Here is a 16,094-nt window from a genome sequence, read left to right as displayed (position 1 = left end):
CAATCACCACCCCTCCACCGGCTGCTTCCTCCCGCGACGGTCGCCGGTGCGTCGATCGCCTGCGCCGCGGGCGCGTGGTTCGTCGGCGACGACCTGGTGCAACGGGTGCTCGCCGCGGGCGCGGCGGCCGCCGCACTCACCGGCGCGGTGCTGCTGCGGACCTGGGACCGCCAAGCCGGCCGACAGGTCGCCGAACTCACCCGCGCCCGGGTGCGCGACGAGTGGCGCACCGAGGAGCGGATCGCCGAACTCGAAACGGACGTCGAGGAATCCCGCGAGCTCCGCGCCGCCCAGGACACCAAACTCCGCGCCAAGCGCGCCGAATTGGCCCGGCTGCGCAGCGAACACGCCGACCTGCTGCGCCGTTACGCCACCGCCGAGACCGAGCGGGCCAGCGCGCTGGAGGGCCGCCGGCTGCTCGCCATCGAAGCCGCTGCCCCCTCCCGCGCCCTGTCGGCCGCCGCCGACCGTCCCCGCGCCTTCGACTCCTTCCGGCCGGTGGGGACCTCGGTCCCGGCACGGCGCGAGCCCGCCGCGGACCCGGACCGCCCGGCGACCTATGCGCAGGCCGATCAGGCGCTCCGCCGGCTCGCCCGGAACGCCGCCCGCCAGCGCACCGCCCAGAAGGCCGCGCGCATCCCGCGGGACGGCGCCCGGAGCGAAGCGGCGTCCCGGCCGGAGCCGTCCGGCCGGGAGGCCCAGGACGGTGAGAACGGCCGGGGGAAGGCCCCGGCGGCCGCCGCACCGCGTACGGGCGGGGCGGCGTCCGACCGCACGGCCGACGCCGCCGGACCCGCGCTCCGTCCGGTTCCGGCCGCCGCCACTGCCATCGCACCGTCCCGCCCGGCCGCGTCCCGCGCCCAGGGCGGCTTCGACTTCTTCGGCAATGCGACCGACGCCGGCCCCCGGGAGCTGGCCGCGCCGCTGGAGGAGGATCTGGCGGACGTCGTCGGGGACGAGGCCGTCGCCGAGCACTCGGCCCGTGAGCAGCCGTCCGCCAGAGGCGCCACGGCCGACGGCGAGCGGGCCGACGGGGACACGACCACCGGCACCGGCGAGGTCATCGATCTGACCGCCCACGACGAGACCGAGCAGCTCGACCTCGGCGGCCTGCGCAGCGCCATCTCCTGACCGCCTGCTGCCGCCGCGCGGCCCCGGAGCCGGACGGCTCCGGGGCCGCGCGGCGTTACGCCACCAGGCCCGGCGCACGTTCTCCTCGGGGCGCCCGCGGCTGTCCACAGGGTGTGGACGGCCCGCGTAGGGCAAGGATGTCGCCCGTGGAGGCGGAAGGAGGGGCACCAAGCTGGGACACCAAGCCCCCCGCCGTATCGCCTACTTGTCGATGTCCCCGACGACGAAGAACAACGAGCCGAGGATGGCGACCATATCGGCGACCAGGGTCCCCGGCAGCAGCTCCACCAGCGCCTGGATGTTGTTGAACGACGCCGAGCGCAGCTTGAGGCGGTAGGGCGTCTTGTCGCCCTTGGAGACGAGGTAGTAGCCGTTGATGCCCAGGGGGTTCTCGGTCCAGGCGTAGGTCGCGCCCTCGGGGGCCTTCAGCACCTTCGGGAGGCGCTGATTGACCGGCCCCGGCGGCAGCTCCGCGATCCGGTCCAGGCAGGCGTCCGCGAGGTCGAGCGCATTGTGGCTCTGCTCCAGCAGGCACTCGAAGCGGGCCAGACAGTCGCCCTCGTCGCGGGTGACGACCTTCAGGGTGGACTGCAGCTCCCCGTACGCCAGATACGGCTCGTCGCGCCGCAGATCGAAGTCCACACCGGAGGCGCGGGCGATCGGCCCGGAGACGCCGTAGCCGTGCACCGTCTCAGGGGTGAGCACGCCGATCCCGCGGGTGCGGCCGCGGAAGATCTCATTGCCCAGGACCAGGTTGTCGAAGACGTCCATCCGGGAGCGCACGTCGGCAACGGCGTGCCGGGCCCGGCCGAGCCAGCCCGCCGGCAGGTCCTCCTTGAGGCCGCCGACGCGGTTGAACATGTAGTGCATCCGGCCGCCGGAGATCTCCTCCATGACGGCCTGGAGCTCCTCCCGCTCGCGGAAGGCGTGGAAGACGGGCGTGATGCCGCCGAGCTCCAGGGGGTACGAGCCGAGGAACATCAGATGGTTCAGCACGCGGTTCAGCTCGGCGAGCAGCGTCCGCAGCCAGACGGCGCGCTCGGGCACCTCCATGCCCAGCATCCGCTCGACCGCCAGCACCACGCCCAGCTCGTTGGAGAACGCCGACAGCCAGTCGTGGCGGTTGGCGAGCATGATGATCTGGCGGTAGTCGCGCGCCTCGAAGAGCTTCTCGGCGCCGCGGTGCATATAGCCGATCACCGGCTCGGCGTGCTGGATGCGCTCGCCGTCCAGGACGAGGCGCAGCCGCAGCACGCCGTGCGTCGAGGGATGCTGCGGGCCGATGTTCAGCACCATGTCGGTGCTCTCCGCCGCGCCGCCGATGCCGACCGTCGTCTCCGTCATGGGAACAGTCTCGCAGGACGCCCGGCCGGCGGACCGCGGAGCCCTAGGGCATCCCACTACCTGAGAAGCCCCGCGCACGCGGTGCCCACCGGCTCCAGGAGCCAGCCGAAGCCGCCGAGGCCGGCCGGATCGGTCAGCTCCGCCGCCGCTCCCGCCGCGCTGAGGGCCCGTACGTACCCGGACGGGTCGGTGGCGGCCAGGGCGAGCGGCGGGCGGCGGCCGTCCACCCCCAGGGCATGCAACGCCTCGCGCTGGGTCAGCCGCTCCGCCGACGGCCCGGCACAGGCGTCCAGCGCCACATGCGCGGTGATGTCGCAGCTGCCGTCCGGCACCGGAGGCACTTCGCGGCCGTCACGGAAGCCGGTGAGGGTGCCGAAGGGCGGACGGTCGCCCCGCTCGTGCGCGTAGTCGGCGGTGACCGCGAGCCCGGCCCGCAGCGTGCCCACGGCCTGCGCCCAGGCCTCGTCCCGGGGGCGGCCGATCTCGGCGCGCAGCCCGGGGGAGGGGGCGGTGCCGCCGGCGGCGTCCCGGGCCGGCGGCGCCCACCACCGGCGCAGCCACTCCGCGTCCGCGCCGTCCACCGGCTCGCCCAGCCGCTCCGTACCGTCGGCGCGCACCAACACCCGGCGCGGCACCCCGTCCGCATCCGTCTCGACCACCTCGACCGGCACGTTGTCGAGCCATTCGTTCGCGAACAGCAGCCCGGTGACCGAGCCCGGCGCGGGCAGCTCGCGCCGCCAGTCGATCCGCGCATCGAGGCCCTCGGGGCGCGCGGCACGCTCGACCGCGTACGGATGGAGCCGTGCGGCCACCTCGCCGGGCAGCGCGGCCAGCACGCCCGTCAGCAGCTCACCGCGGCCCGCGCCCACATCGACCAGCGCCAGCTCCCCGGGATGCCCGAGCGCGGCATCGACCCGGCACAGCAGGGTGGCGACGGCGCCCGCGTAGAGCGGGGAGGCATGCACGGAGGTGCGGAAGTGCCCGGCCGGGCCGGGGCCGCCGGGCCGGGTGTAGAAGCCCTCGTCCGGTCCGTACAGCGCCCGCTCCGTGGCCTCGCGCCACCCGCACCACTCGTTCGTCATCTGCCCCACGGTACGGGCGGAAACCGGCCCGCCCATACGGACAGCGGTGCAGGTCGGGCCGTTGCCCACGCGAGGTCGGGCACAACATCTCCACCTTGGGGAGTAGGCCCGGCGCAACAGGATCGCCCCTCCGGTTGACTCGTACACCTATATGGACTGCCTACGCTGGGTTACGTGCAGCGCCTCTACGACTTCCTCCGCAGGCACCCGACGGGAGTGGACTCCTTCTGGGCGCTCGGGCTCCTCGGGTTCGGCAGCCTGATGGTCGTCTTCGATCGTGCCGGCGCCGTGCACATGGCCGCCGCCGCGGTCTTCGTCGTCGGCCTCAGCCTGGTGGTGGCGCTGCGCCGCAAGGCCCCCGTGCAGATGCTGCTGCTGACGGCCGCCATCGGCGTGGGCCAACTGATCACCGGCGTCCAGCCCAACCCCAGCGACTTCGCGATGCTCGTGATCGCCTACACCGTGGCGTCCGCACCCGCCGTCCCCCGCTGGGCCTCCCGCTGCGCCCTCGCCGGCGCCCTCCTCGGCCCCGCCCTGACGTACTGGCGCTATGCGTACGACGACGAGACCCGGCCGGTGACGGCGAACCTCGTGTTCACCACCCTGATCACCGTGCCGTTCGTCCTGGCCTGGGTGCTCGGCGACTCCATGCGCACCCGCCGCGCCTACTGGGCGCAGCTGGAGGAGCGGGCCGCACGGCTGGAGAAGGAGCGCGAGGCGCAGTCCCGGATCGCGGTCGCGGCCGAGCGCGCCCGTATCGCCCGCGAACTGCACGATGTCGTCGCCCACAACGTCTCGGTGATGGTCGTCCAGGCCGACGGCGCCGCGTACGTCCTCGACGCCGCCCCCGAACAGACCCGGCAGGCCCTGGAGACGATCTCCGGCACCGGGCGCCAGGCGCTGGCCGAGATGCGCCGGCTGCTGGGCGTGCTGCGCACCGGCGAACAGGCCGAGGGCGGTGAATACGTGCCCCAGCCCGGCGTCGAACAGCTCGAGGACCTCATGGACCAGGTGCGCGGCGCGGGGCTGCCGGTCGACTTCACGGTCGAGGGCGAGCCGCGGGAGCTGCCCAGCAGCGTGGCACTGACCGTGTACCGCATCGTCCAGGAAGCCCTCACCAACACCCGCAAACACGGCGGCCCCGACGTCGGCGCGACCGTCCGCGTCTCCTACCGGGACGAGGACCTCGAACTGCTCGTCGAGGACGACGGGCGCGGCGCGCAGCAAGAGCTCTACGAGGAGGGCGGGGCGGACGGCCTCGGCCACGGCCTGATCGGCATGCGGGAGCGGGTCGGCATGGTCGGCGGCAGCCTGACCGCGGGGCCGCGGCCGGGCGGCGGCTTCCGGGTCAGCGCCGTACTCCCGCTCAAACCGGCGCGATGAGCGCCGCCGCGCACCCGCCGCCCCGGTGCGCCCCTGCCCCGATGCCCGCCGACGACCCCACCGCACCACCCCGTACGCTCCGTTCCACCCATGCTCGAAGGGACCCCCTGCCATGACCATCCGCGTGATGCTCGTCGACGACCAGGTGCTGCTGCGCACCGGATTCCGGATGGTGCTGGCCGCGCAGCCCGACATGGAAGTCGTCGCGGAGGCGGGGAACGGAGTGGAGGCGCTGGAGGTGCTGCGCGCCACCCAGGTCGATGTGATCCTCATGGACGTCCGGATGCCGCATCTGGACGGGGTGGAGACCACCCGACGGATCTGCGCGGGCGGCCAGCCGGAAGGCGGCCCGAAGGTGCTCATCCTGACCACCTTCGACCTCGACGAGTACGCCTTCTCCGCGCTGAAGGCCGGGGCCAGCGGCTTCATGCTCAAGGACGTGCCGCCCGGTGACCTGCTCGCGGCGATCCGCGCGGTGCAGAGCGGTGACGCGGTCGTGGCACCGTCCACCACCCGCCGGCTCCTGGACCGCTTCACGCCGTTGCTGCCCGCCACCTCCGCCGAGCCGGCCCGGCCCGAGCTGGGCCGGCTCACGGACCGGGAGCGGGAGGTGCTGCTGCTGGTCGCCCAGGGTCTGTCGAACGGTGAGATCGCGGCGCGGCTGGTCCTCTCCGAGGCCACGGTCAAAACGCATGTGGGCCGCATCCTCACCAAGCTGAACCTCCGGGACCGGGTCCAGGCGGTGGTTCTCGCTTATGAGACGGGGTTGGTGCGGGCGGGGGGAGCGGGGGCGTAGGGGGAGCGGGGCGGCCCTGGTGAGCGGGCTCGTGGGGGAGTGCCGGGGTGGAACTGGCCGGAGCGCCGGGCCGGCCCCGGGGACGGAGCGCCTCACGCCGTACCGGCAACGCGGCATGTCCTCAGGGGAGGATGTTCTCAACGCGGCTTGTGTCCAACGAAGTACGTCCTCTGCGGAGCAGGCCCGCAACGGAGCATGCCGTCAACGGAGCACGCCCTCAAGGAAGTCGCTGCCCAGGCGGGCCACCGTCTGGAGGTCCAGCTGGTGCAGCACATAGCGCCCACGGCGCCGCGTCTGGATCAGCCCGGCCTTCTTCAGCGTGGCGATGTGCCGCGACACCTCGGGCGCGGTGATCCCGAACGCGTTCGCCAGCTCCCCCGTCGTGTGCGGCCCCCGCGACAGCGAGCGGCACAGCTGCATCCGCCTCGGATGGGCCAGGGCCTCCAGCCGCTGCTGTACGAGTTCCAGCGCGGCCGGCGTCGGCAACTCCGGGCCGGCGACCGGGTACTGGAGCACCGGGCGCCATCCCGGGGCATGGCCGAACAGCAGATGCGGCCAGCCGAACGACGTCGGCAGGAAGGTGACGCCCGGATCCGCGGGGTTCGCGAACGCCGTCGTACGTCCCTGGGCGAGCTTGTCGACCAGGATGCGGGTGCCGCCGCTGCCGTCCTGTGCGTCCTCCAGGGAGAGGGCCTGCGAGGTCTCGGACAGCGTCTCGGACAGGCCCTTGCGGCGCAGCAGTTCGGTCTTGTGCCGGGCGTCGGCCGCCAGCTGGATGCCCACCCGCCGCCAGATGTCCCCGAAGAACGCCTCTTCGCAGTCCTCGAACAGCCGGCGCAGCCACTGCCGCAGGCCGTCGGGGTCGGTGAGCATCCGGTCGGTGAAGGCCGCCTGCCGCGGGCCGCGCGCGGCGGCCATCTCTCGTACGCGCGCCCGCTCGTCCCGGTCGACCAGGGGTGAGGGCGTGGGGCGGGTGTAGGACGCCGAGCAGGTGATCTCGAACGCCGCGGCCACGAACCGCTCGTCGTCGATGGTGTCCATCTCGTCCAACTCCTCGGCCAGCGTCGCCCTGGGGTGGGCCGGCAGCAGGATGTCGGAACGGGAGGAGCGCCACAGGAAGTCCGCCTCGCACAGCCGGTCGGCGAGGTCGGTGTGCAGCGCCGCGTGGGTGGCGGTGACCCAGACGTGCAGCCCGGGGTGGTGCCCCGGCTCGGACAGCGCATGCAGCGCGGCGCCCAGCTCCGCCAACGGGGACGGGGAGAAGACGATGTGCTCCGGCGGCAGCCCGGTGATGTCGATGACGTTGGCCATGCGCACATCATGCGCGAGCCTGCCACCTGCACGGACGTCGATTGACGGCTCTGGTCAATCGACGCGCAGCGGGCCGGGGGACCGCCGCACAGTGAGGGACATGAACGCCGCCCAGCAGCACCTCCTCGACACCTATCGCGCCGCCCGACGAGCCGAGGCCGCCCCGCCCGCCCCGGGCACGCACACCGTCCGTACCGCACGGGAGATCCGGGAGTGGTTCCGCTTCCAGGCCGTTGTCACCGAACCCGGCGGCTGGTTGGCCGGCTGGGTGAGGCGATCCGCGGGGCGGGCGGGGCGGAGGGGACGTGCGGTGGTGGGTGTGGCGCGGCGCCTCGTGCGGTTGCTCCAGGTCTAGGGCGCTGACTGGTCCGGCGCGCTGACCTCAGCCTTCGGGCTTATCCCGTTCCCCCGTCCCCCTGCCCTCCCCCCCCCGGGGCCCTCCCCCCCCGGGGCCCTCCCCCCCGGGGCCCTCCCCCCCGGGCCCGCCCCCCGCCTCCCACTCCCGCCGCCCTCCCCGCCCAGCCACCTAACCCCGCCCAGCCACCTCACCCCGTCCCGCCGGCCTCACCGTGTCCCCGCCCAGCTCAGCTCAGCTCAGCCCAGCTCAGCTCAGCCCGCCTGGCCCCGGCGCGGCCTGCACTCCTCGCCCCGCGCGCGGCTTCCCCCGGGGCCCCGGCCCCCGCATGATCTGCCGACCTCACCCCCAGCCCACCCCGCCCGCCTAACCCCCGATGCGCTCCTCCCCGATGCGGTCAACCAACGACACGAACTCCCCGACCGCCGCCCGCACTTCCCCCGCCGTCCAGCGCAGGGCGGACGCGGAGACCGTGACCTCCGTCATCGCCACCCCGGGCGGGCAGGCCGGAGCCGGCTCGGACCACCTGCCGAACAGCGCGGTCCCGGTTTCCTCCGCCTGGCGTACGGCGGCCTCGTTCAGCAGCTCGGGCGGGTGCGGGAGCCACACCTGGAACTGATGGGTGTGCGGCGGCTCCGGATGCACCCGGAACCACGGCACACCGGCATCGGCCAGGCCCTCGCCGAGCGCGCGGGCCACGGTCTGCGCGTGCGCCACATACTCCGGCAGCCGTGGCAGCTCACGGTCCAGGCCGATCAGGGCGGCCAGGGCAGCCGGCCACTGCTGGAACAGCTGGCCGCCGTACCGGTGCCGCCAGGTCCGCGCCTCGGCGATGAAGTCCTCGGCGCCCGCGAGCGCGGCGCCCGATATGCCGTCCAGCGACTTGTAGTAGGAGACGTAGACGCTGTCCGCCAGAGCCGCGATCTCCGCGAGCGAGCGGCCGAAGTGCGGTCCGCACTCCCACAGCCGGGCGCCGTCGAGGTGCACCACCGCCTCACGGTCCCGCGCCGCCGCCACGACCGCGGTCAGCTCGTCCCACGACGGCAGGACGAATCCGGCATCCCGCAGCGGGAGTTCGAGGGCGAGCGTGCCGAACGGCTCGGGGAGGTCGTATATCTCCGCGGCGGTCGCCTGCCGTGCGGCGCTCGTCGGATGCACCATGCGCAGGCCGCTGACCGCCGCATAGGCATCGCGCTCATGGACCTCCAGATGCGACAACGGATGCCCGGCGACCGTGGCGTTGCCCGTACGCCCCGCCCAGCAGCGCAGCGCGACCTGCTGGGCCATCGTGCCGGTGGGGAAGAAGGCGGCGGCCTCGGTGCCCAGGGCTTCGGCGGTGCGGCGCTCCAGCTCGCCGACGATGCCGTCGTCGTTGCCGTAGACGTCGGTCCAGCCGTCCAGGTCGTAGGCGGCCGGAGCATCGGCTCTCAGGCGGTCCATCCGCTCGCGGACGGTCTCGCCTCCGCCCGTGCTGCCGACCAGCACGCGCTGCGAGGCACGGATCGCTGCGAACATCCGCTCCCGCTCGGCCGCGGGGTCACCCACCCCAACCGGAGCGCCGCCCGGGGCGCCGGCCGAACCGTCCCGCGCCGCCCCGCCCGAACCGTCCCGCTCAGCGCCCCGCGAGCCGTCGCCCGCGCTCCCCGCACCGCCTCCGCCTGCGTCTCTCATCTGCCTCACACGCCCCCCTGCCTGCCTTTTTCTCCGCGCTCTCGCTTCGTTCCTTTCGCGCGCCGTTGCACCGATGATTGCCCCGCCCCGCGCAGACCCGCGACCCCTGTGGATAACTCTGGTGGGAGACCCCCGTCTCACCTTGTGCACAGCTCTCAAAGCCGCCGGAAACACTCGCGTAGCATGGCGAGGAATCGTCCGGTACCCCCCGCGGACTGGAACGGAAGGCCGTCGCCGCGTGAATGCAACCCCACCCACCGAGGCCCAGGACCGACCCGCCCGACTGGCCGTCGGAGTCGTCGGCGCGGGCCGTGTCGGGCCCGCCCTCGCCGCTTCGCTGCAGCTCGCAGGGCATCGCCCGGTCGCCGTGTCGGGAGTCTCCGACGCCTCCGTACGCCGGGCCGCCGAGCTGCTGCCCGACGTCCCGCTGGTCACCCCCGCCGAGGTGCTCGCCCGCGCCGACCTCGTCCTGCTGACCGTGCCCGACGACGCCTTGGCCGGCCTGGTGAGCGGCCTCGCCGAGACCGGCGCCGTACGGCCCGGCCAGCTGCTGGTGCACACCTCCGGGCGGTACGGAACCGCCGTGCTGGACCCGGCCACCCGTGCCGGGGCCCTGCCGCTCGCCCTGCATCCGGCGATGACCTTCACCGGCACCTCCGTGGACGTCCAGCGGCTGGCCGGCTGCTCGTTCGGCGTGACCTCGCCCGACGAGCTGCGGATGGCGGCGGAAGCGCTGGTCATCGAGATGGGCGGGGAGCCCGAGTGGATCGCGGAATCAGCCCGTCCGCTCTACCACGCGGCGCTCGCCATCGGCGCGAACCACCTGGTCACGCTCGTCGCCCAGGCCATGGAGCTGCTGCATGACGCGGGCGTGCAGGCCCCCGACCGGATGCTCGGCCCGCTGCTCGGTGCCGCCCTGGACAATGCGCTCCGCTCCGGCGACGCCGCGCTGACCGGCCCGGTCGCCCGGGGCGACGCCGGCACCGTCGCCGTCCATATCGCCGAGCTGCGCCGGCATGCGCCCCAGAGCGTCGCCGGGTATCTCGCGATGGCCCGGATGACCGCGGACCGCGCGCTGTCCCACGGTCTGCTCAAGCCCGAACTCGCCGAGGACCTGCTCGATGTGCTCGCCGGCTCCGACGACGGCCCCGGCGCCGCCCCCGGCTCCTTCGGCCCGGGCCCCGACGCCTCCGGCCCCGAGGGAGGCGACCGATGACCCCCTCGCCGACGAGCCCGGACCGTCCGGAGCAGAACCCGGCTCCGGAGACCGCGACGCCTTCGCGCCCGGCCGCGGCCGCCGCCCCGGCCCAGGACGCACCCACGCACCAGGAACCGCACCAGTCCATGGACCCGACCCTCCCCGCCGAGCCGTCCCGGCCCGGCCCCGGCCACCTCCTCCACACCGCCGCCGCCCTCCGCGAGCTGCCCCGCCGCCCCGGTGGCGAGCGCGCGGTCGTGATGACCATGGGCGCGCTGCACGAGGGCCACGCCACCCTGGTCCGCGCCGCCCGCCGCCGGGTCGGGCCCCAGGGGCAGGTCGTCGTCACGGTCTTCGTCAACCCGCTGCAGTTCGGGGCCGGCGAGGACCTGGACCGCTATCCGCGCACCCTGGAGGCGGATGTCGAGCTGGCGGCCGCGGCCGGTGCGGACGTCGTCTTCGCCCCGTCCGTCGACGAGGTCTACCCCGGCGGGGAACCGCAGATCCGGATTGCCGCGGGCCCCATGGGCAGCCTCCTGGAGGGTGCCAGCCGCCCCGGGCACTTCGACGGCGTGCTGACCGTCGTCGCCAAGCTGCTGCATCTGACCGCGCCGGACCTGGCGTTCTACGGGCAGAAGGACGCCCAGCAGCTCGCCGTCATCACGCGGATGGCCGCCGACCTCAATTTCCCCGTCGAGATCGTCGGTGTCCCCACGGTCCGCGAGGAAGACGGCCTTGCCCTGTCCAGCCGTAACCGCTACCTCTCCGCCCCGGAGCGGCGCACCGCGCTCGCGCTGTCGGCGGCGCTGTTCGCGGCCCGCGACCGGCTCGCCGCCGAGGAGGCGCTGCGCGCCCGCGCCGCCTGCGCCGGCCACCCCGCGCCGGACCGCGCCGCGGCGCTGGCCGCCCTCGGCGAGGACCGCGCGGCCGCCGACGCACACGCCGTCGCCTACGCCGCCGCGGTGCCCCCGCACGGCCCGTCCGTCGCCCGCGCCGCGGCCCGCGCGGTCCTGGAGGACGCCGCCCTGCTCGACCCGCCGCTGGTGCTCGACTATCTGGCGCTGGTCGATCCGTCCGACTTCACCGAGATCCCGGACGCCTACGAGGGCGAGGCCATCCTGGCGGTCGCCGCCAAGGTCGGCACCACCCGGCTTATCGACAACATCCGTCTCCACTTCGGGCCCCAGGGCGCAACGGCCGCCCACCCGGGCGGAGCCACCCCGCACACCCCCGGCTCCGGCCCACCCGCCGCACCCCCGGCCCCCTCCCACCCCCAAGGCCCCCTCGGAGCGACCCGATGACCGCCACCGGAACAGGCACCGGCCCCGGCCCCGTCCCAGGCACCGGCATACGTCTGACGGCCCCCGCCCCCGGCTGGTCCATCGAGGCGGACGTCGTCGTCGTGGGCTCCGGGGTGGCCGGGCTGACCGCCGCGCTGCGCTGCGCCGCGGCCGGCCGCCGGACCGTCGTCGTCACCAAGGCCCGCCTGGACGACGGCTCCACCCGCTGGGCGCAGGGCGGCATCGCGGCCGCGCTCGGTGAGGGCGACACCCCCGAGCAGCATCTGGCCGACACCCTCGTGGCGGGCGCCGGGCTGTGCGACGAGGAAGCCGTCCGCACCCTGGTCACCGAGGGCCCGGACGCCGTCCAGCGGCTCATCCGGAGCGGCGCCCGCTTCGACACCGCACCGGGCAGCGAGGAGATAGCGCTCACCCGGGAAGGCGGCCACCACCGCCGCCGTATTGCGCACGCCGGCGGCGACGCCACCGGGGCGGAGATCTCCCGCGCGCTCGTCGAGGCGGTCCGCGCCGCCGGGCTGCGCACCATCGAGAACGCCCTGGTCCTCGATCTGCTCACGGACGCCGCCGGCCATACGGCGGGGGTCACCCTGCACGTGATGGGGGAGGGCCAGCACGACGGCGTCGGGGCCGTGCACGCCCCGGCGGTGGTGCTCGCCACCGGGGGCATGGGGCAGGTCTTCTCCGCGACCACCAACCCGCCGGTCTCCACCGGCGACGGGGTGGCGCTGGCGCTGCGCGCCGGCGCGGAGGTCTCCGACCTGGAGTTCGTCCAGTTCCACCCCACCGTGCTGTATCTGGGCCCGGAAGCGGAGGGCCAGCAGCCGCTGATCTCCGAGGCCGTACGGGGCGAGGGCGCCCATCTCGTCGACGCCGCCGGAACCCGCTTCATGGTCGGGCAGCACGAACTCGCCGAGCTGGCGCCGCGCGACATCGTCGCCAAGGCGATCATGAGCCGGGCGCACGAACAGGGCGTCGAGCACATGTATCTGGACGGCCGGCACTTCGGCGCGCAGATGTGGGAGAGCCGCTTCCCGACCATCCTCGCCGCCTGCCGCAGCCATGACATCGACCCGGTCACCGAGCCGATACCGGTCGCCCCGGCCGCGCACTACGCCTCCGGCGGCGTACGCACCGATCTGCGCGGGCGCACCACCGTCCCCGGCCTCTACGCCTGCGGCGAGGTCGCCTGCACCGGAGTCCACGGCGCCAACCGTCTCGCCTCCAACTCCCTCCTGGAGGGCCTGGTCTTCGCGGAGCGGATCGCCGCGGACATCGCCGCACGCCCCGCGCCGGGGCCTGCCGCGGCGCGCGCGGCGGGCCCCGCCCCGGCGTCCGCGCCCCGTACGCCCCTCCCCCTGCTCGCCCCCGAGGCCCGTGGTGCCGTGCAGCGGATCATGACCGCCGGCGCCGGGGTGCTGCGCAGCGCCGACAGCCTCGCCCGGGCCGCCGCCGAGCTGGAGAGCATCCGGCGCGAGGCGGCGGAGGCGAGCGCCGCCCGGGCCACGCACAAGGCTCCCGAGCCCGGCGTGGAAGCATGGGAGGCCACCAACCTCCTCTGCGTCGCGCGGGTACTGGTCGCCGCGGCACAGCGCCGTACGGAGACCCGCGGCTGCCATTGGCGCGAGGACCACCCGGAGCGGGACGATGCCTCCTGGCGCCGGCACTTCTGCATCACCCTGGATGCGGAGCGTGCACCGGCCCTCCACACGACGGCGACCGCCGGTTTCCCGCCGACCGCCGACGATGGCCTCCCGGCCCCCGCGAGCCCGTGACCACCGATCGACCGCAACGACAGACCACCGGGGCACCCCACCCCTCCTCCCCGAATACGGAGCCCAGCCCGTGAGCAGCACCCGCGACGACCTCCCCCTCCTCCAGATCGGCGGGCCCACCGGGTCCCCCCGGACAGCGTCCGGGGGAGGCTGCGGCGACGCCTGCGGCTGCAGCGGCGGCGACGACGGCTCGTACGACCTCGACCCGCTGAGCTGCGGCCTCGACCCCGACCTGGCCGCGCTCCTGGTGGCCGCCGGGCTCGACCCCGTGCAGGTCGAGGACATCGCACATCTCGCCGTCGAGGAGGACCTCGACCAGGGCGTGGACGTCACGACCGTGGCGACCGTCCCGGAGGACGCGGTCGCCACCGGCGACTTCACGGCCCGCGAGGCCGGCACGGTCGCCGGGCTGCGGATCGCCGAGGCCGTGCTGTCCTTGGTCTGCACCGACGAGTTCGCCGTCGAGCGGCACGTCGAGGACGGCGACCGGGTCGCGGCCGGCACCCCGCTGCTGAGCGTCACCACCCGCACCCGCGACCTGCTCACCGCCGAGCGCAGCGCGCTGAACCTCCTGTGCCGCCTGTCGGGCATCGCGACCGCGACCCGGGCCTGGGCGGACGTCCTGGAGGGCACGAAGACCAAGGTCCGCGACACCCGCAAGACGACGCCGGGGCTGCGCGCCCTGGAGAAGTTCGCGGTGCGCTGCGGCGGCGGCGTCAACCACCGGATGTCGCTCTCGGACGCGGCGCTGATCAAGGACAACCACGTGGTCGCGGCCGGCGGCGTGGCCGAGGCCTTCCTGGCCGTACGGACCGAGTTCCCCGGCGTGCCGATCGAGGTGGAGGTCGACCGGCTCGACCAGATCCCGCCGATCCTCGCCGAGGGCGCCGATCTGATCCTGCTGGACAATTTCACGCCGGAGCAGACCCGCGAGGCCGTCGAGCTGGTCGCCGGCCGCGCCATGCTGGAGTCGTCGGGCCGGCTGACGCTCGACAACGCCCGCGCCTACGCCGAGACCGGCGTCGACTACCTCGCGGTGGGGGCGCTCACGCACTCCTCCCCGATCCTCGACATCGGCCTCGACCTGCGCGAGGACGAGGGCCGGACGGCGTCCCCGGACGCCGCCGCGCGCGAGGACGGCTGACCGCCATGCTGCTGACCATCGACGTGGGCAACACCCACTCCGTCCTCGGCCTCTTCGACGGCGAGGAGATCGTCGAGCACTGGCGGATCTCCACCGACGCCCGCCGCACCGCCGACGAGCTCGCCGTCCTCCTCCAGGGCCTGATGGGGATGCATCCGCTGCTCGGCGACGACCTGGGCGACGGCATCGAGGGCATCTCCATCTGCTCCACGGTGCCCTCCGTCCTGCACGAGCTGCGCGAGGTCACCCGCCGCTACTACGGCGACGTCCCGGCCGTCCTGGTGGAACCGGGCGTCAAGACCGGCGTGCCGATCCTCATGGACAACCCCAAGGAGGTCGGCGCCGACCGGATCATCAACGCCCTGGCGGCCGTCGAGCTCTACGGCGGACCCGCAGTGGTCGTCGACTTCGGCACGGCCACCACCTTCGACGCGGTCAGCGCGCGCGGCGAGTACGTCGGCGGCGTGATCGCGCCGGGCATCGAGATCTCCGTCGAGGCGCTGGGCGTCAAGGGCGCCCAGCTCCGCAAGATCGAGCTGGCCCGGCCGCGCAGCGTCATCGGCAAGAACACCGTCGAGGCCATGCAGTCCGGCATCCTCTACGGCTTCGCGGGCCAGGTCGACGGTGTGGTGCAGCGGATGGCCCGGGAGCTGGCCGAGGACCCGGACGAGGTGACCGTGATCGCCACCGGCGGGCTGGCCCCGATGGTGCTCGGTGAGTCGTCGGTGATCGACGCGCACGAGCCGTGGCTCACCCTCATCGGTCTGCGGCTGGTCTACGAGCGCAACATCGCCCGCTCGTAGCGGGAGCGGCGCCCGTCCGCCGTGGGGCGCCGGCCGGCGCGTACCGCCCTGCTGGACGCCGGGCACCCGGTGGCGCGGCTCGCTGCCGCGCCACCGTTCACGAATTAAGCGGCTTTTGTCGAAAACGGTCGTAAAGTCGCCATATGCCAATGCCAAACGGAACCCGCGGCGGCATGGCGTTCAGCGCCGATGAGTTGCGTGTGCTCCGTCGCGCCCTCGCCCATGCCCTTGAGACGACGTCCCACCCCGCCCCGCTCGACGCCCTCGGGCCCGAGTGGTCACAGGACATCCAGGAATATCTCCGGCTGGCCGAGGCGGTGGACGAGGCGGTCCGCGAAGGCGGCCGGCTGCGCGCCTTCCTCCTCGCCGACCTCGCCCGCTACCGCGCAGCCCTGCCCGGCTCGGCGGTCGGCTACCTCGCGCAGCTGACCGAGGCGCTGGCCGCCGGCCATGTCCCCGGCCCCGACGACCTCGCCGCCCTGCGCGCCCTGTGCGCCCGGCCGGCCACGATGGCCGAATGCGAGCGCCGCAAAGCCCTGCTGCGGCACTGCGAGCAGCTGGCCGAGCACTCCGTACGGGCCCGTCTGCGCGCGCTCCCAGGCGGCCGCTCGGCCGCTCTCAGCGGGCGCGAGCGCGAGCCCGACCGGGAGCCGGAGCCGGAGCGCAAGCCGGAACCCGCCCCCGCGCCGCAGCCGAAAGAGCCCCGGCCGGGCCGGCCGATCCCGACGCCGGGCGAGGTGTTCCCGCCCCGCCGCAAGCCCGCTCCGCCCCCCGAGAGCCGCACCGCCTGAGCGCTGCGTACC

At 74.5% G+C, this 16,094-nt stretch carries 14 protein-coding genes; 10 read left to right on the top strand and 4 right to left on the bottom strand.

The window, feature by feature from the left end; translation table 11 throughout:
* Positions 1–105: 105 nt before the first annotated feature.
* On the top strand, positions 106–1,131 hold the full coding sequence (locus CPH93_RS14790; protein WP_096215442.1) for a hypothetical protein: 1,026 nt from the start codon (positions 106–108) through the stop codon (positions 1,129–1,131).
* Positions 1,132–1,332: 201 nt separating this feature from the next.
* On the opposite strand, the gene CPH93_RS14785 is transcribed toward CPH93_RS14790, so the two are convergent.
* A complete protein-coding gene (locus CPH93_RS14785) occupies positions 1,333–2,475 on the bottom strand; it encodes an NADH-quinone oxidoreductase subunit D (RefSeq protein ID WP_096213118.1) in 1,143 nt (380 codons plus the stop codon).
* A 56-nt stretch (positions 2,476–2,531) separates the two neighbouring features.
* Positions 2,532–3,557, bottom strand: a complete 1,026-nt coding sequence (locus tag CPH93_RS14780) for an SAM-dependent methyltransferase (protein WP_096215441.1) — start codon at positions 3,555–3,557, stop codon at positions 2,532–2,534.
* Positions 3,558–3,731: 174 nt separating this feature from the next.
* Here CPH93_RS14780 and CPH93_RS14775 point away from each other — a divergent pair, with 174 nt between their 5' ends.
* Together CPH93_RS14775 and CPH93_RS14770 are read left to right on the top strand one after the other, a co-directional pair.
* On the top strand, positions 3,732–4,940 hold the full coding sequence (locus tag CPH93_RS14775; RefSeq protein ID WP_093484469.1) for a sensor histidine kinase: 1,209 nt from the start codon (positions 3,732–3,734) through the stop codon (positions 4,938–4,940).
* Positions 4,941–5,052: 112 nt separating this feature from the next.
* Positions 5,053–5,736, top strand: coding sequence for a response regulator (locus CPH93_RS14770; protein WP_093484470.1), 684 nt, complete (start codon positions 5,053–5,055; stop codon positions 5,734–5,736).
* Positions 5,737–5,937: 201 nt separating this feature from the next.
* Here the strand turns inward: CPH93_RS14770 and CPH93_RS14765 are convergent, their stop codons facing one another.
* On the bottom strand, positions 5,938–7,047 hold the full coding sequence (locus CPH93_RS14765) for a DUF5937 family protein (RefSeq protein ID WP_093484471.1): 1,110 nt from the start codon (positions 7,045–7,047) through the stop codon (positions 5,938–5,940).
* A 100-nt stretch (positions 7,048–7,147) separates the two neighbouring features.
* Between CPH93_RS14765 and CPH93_RS14760 the strand changes: the two genes are divergently transcribed.
* Positions 7,148–7,402, top strand: coding sequence for a hypothetical protein (locus tag CPH93_RS14760; protein ID WP_093649068.1), 255 nt, complete (start codon positions 7,148–7,150; stop codon positions 7,400–7,402).
* A gap of 366 nt (positions 7,403–7,768) precedes the next feature.
* Here CPH93_RS14760 and CPH93_RS14755 read toward each other — a convergent pair whose 3' ends face one another.
* The gene (locus tag CPH93_RS14755) at positions 7,769–9,073 is read right to left on the bottom strand and encodes a threonine aldolase family protein (RefSeq protein ID WP_443031467.1); all 1,305 of its coding nucleotides are present in this window, start codon (positions 9,071–9,073) and stop codon (positions 7,769–7,771) included.
* Between the two features lie 238 nt (positions 9,074–9,311).
* Between CPH93_RS14755 and CPH93_RS14750 the strand changes: the two genes are divergently transcribed.
* The 6 genes from CPH93_RS14750 (at position 9,312) to CPH93_RS14725 (ending at position 16,082) form a co-directional block, all read left to right on the top strand.
* On the top strand, positions 9,312–10,289 hold the full coding sequence (locus tag CPH93_RS14750; RefSeq protein WP_096213117.1) for a Rossmann-like and DUF2520 domain-containing protein: 978 nt from the start codon (positions 9,312–9,314) through the stop codon (positions 10,287–10,289).
* Between the two features lie 128 nt (positions 10,290–10,417).
* Positions 10,418–11,572, top strand: a complete 1,155-nt coding sequence (gene panC / locus CPH93_RS14745; RefSeq protein ID WP_231977432.1) for a pantoate--beta-alanine ligase — start codon at positions 10,418–10,420, stop codon at positions 11,570–11,572.
* Positions 11,569–13,344 (top strand): L-aspartate oxidase, encoded by a 1,776-nt coding sequence (locus CPH93_RS14740; protein ID WP_093648945.1) that lies wholly within the window; start codon positions 11,569–11,571, stop codon positions 13,342–13,344. Before panC ends, CPH93_RS14740 begins: the two co-directional genes overlap by 4 nt.
* Positions 13,345–13,414: 70 nt before the next feature.
* Positions 13,415–14,488, top strand: coding sequence for a carboxylating nicotinate-nucleotide diphosphorylase (gene nadC, locus CPH93_RS14735; protein WP_093648944.1), 1,074 nt, complete (start codon positions 13,415–13,417; stop codon positions 14,486–14,488).
* Between the two features lie 5 nt (positions 14,489–14,493).
* Positions 14,494–15,291: a type III pantothenate kinase gene (locus tag CPH93_RS14730; RefSeq protein ID WP_093484477.1), complete on the top strand. Its 798-nt coding sequence runs from the start codon at positions 14,494–14,496 to the stop codon at positions 15,289–15,291.
* Between the two features lie 173 nt (positions 15,292–15,464).
* Complete coding sequence (locus CPH93_RS14725; protein WP_093484478.1) at positions 15,465–16,082, top strand: hypothetical protein; 618 nt, start codon at positions 15,465–15,467, stop codon at positions 16,080–16,082.
* Positions 16,083–16,094: the final 12 nt, after the last annotated feature.

Origin of the sequence: Streptomyces sp. 2323.1 (assembly GCF_900221035.1) — a bacterium.
Taxonomy (GTDB): Bacteria; Actinomycetota; Actinomycetes; order Streptomycetales; family Streptomycetaceae; genus Streptomyces; species Streptomyces sioyaensis.
The sequence above is the reverse complement of the archived record's forward strand: the minus strand, read 5'-3'. Positions and strand labels throughout refer to the sequence as shown.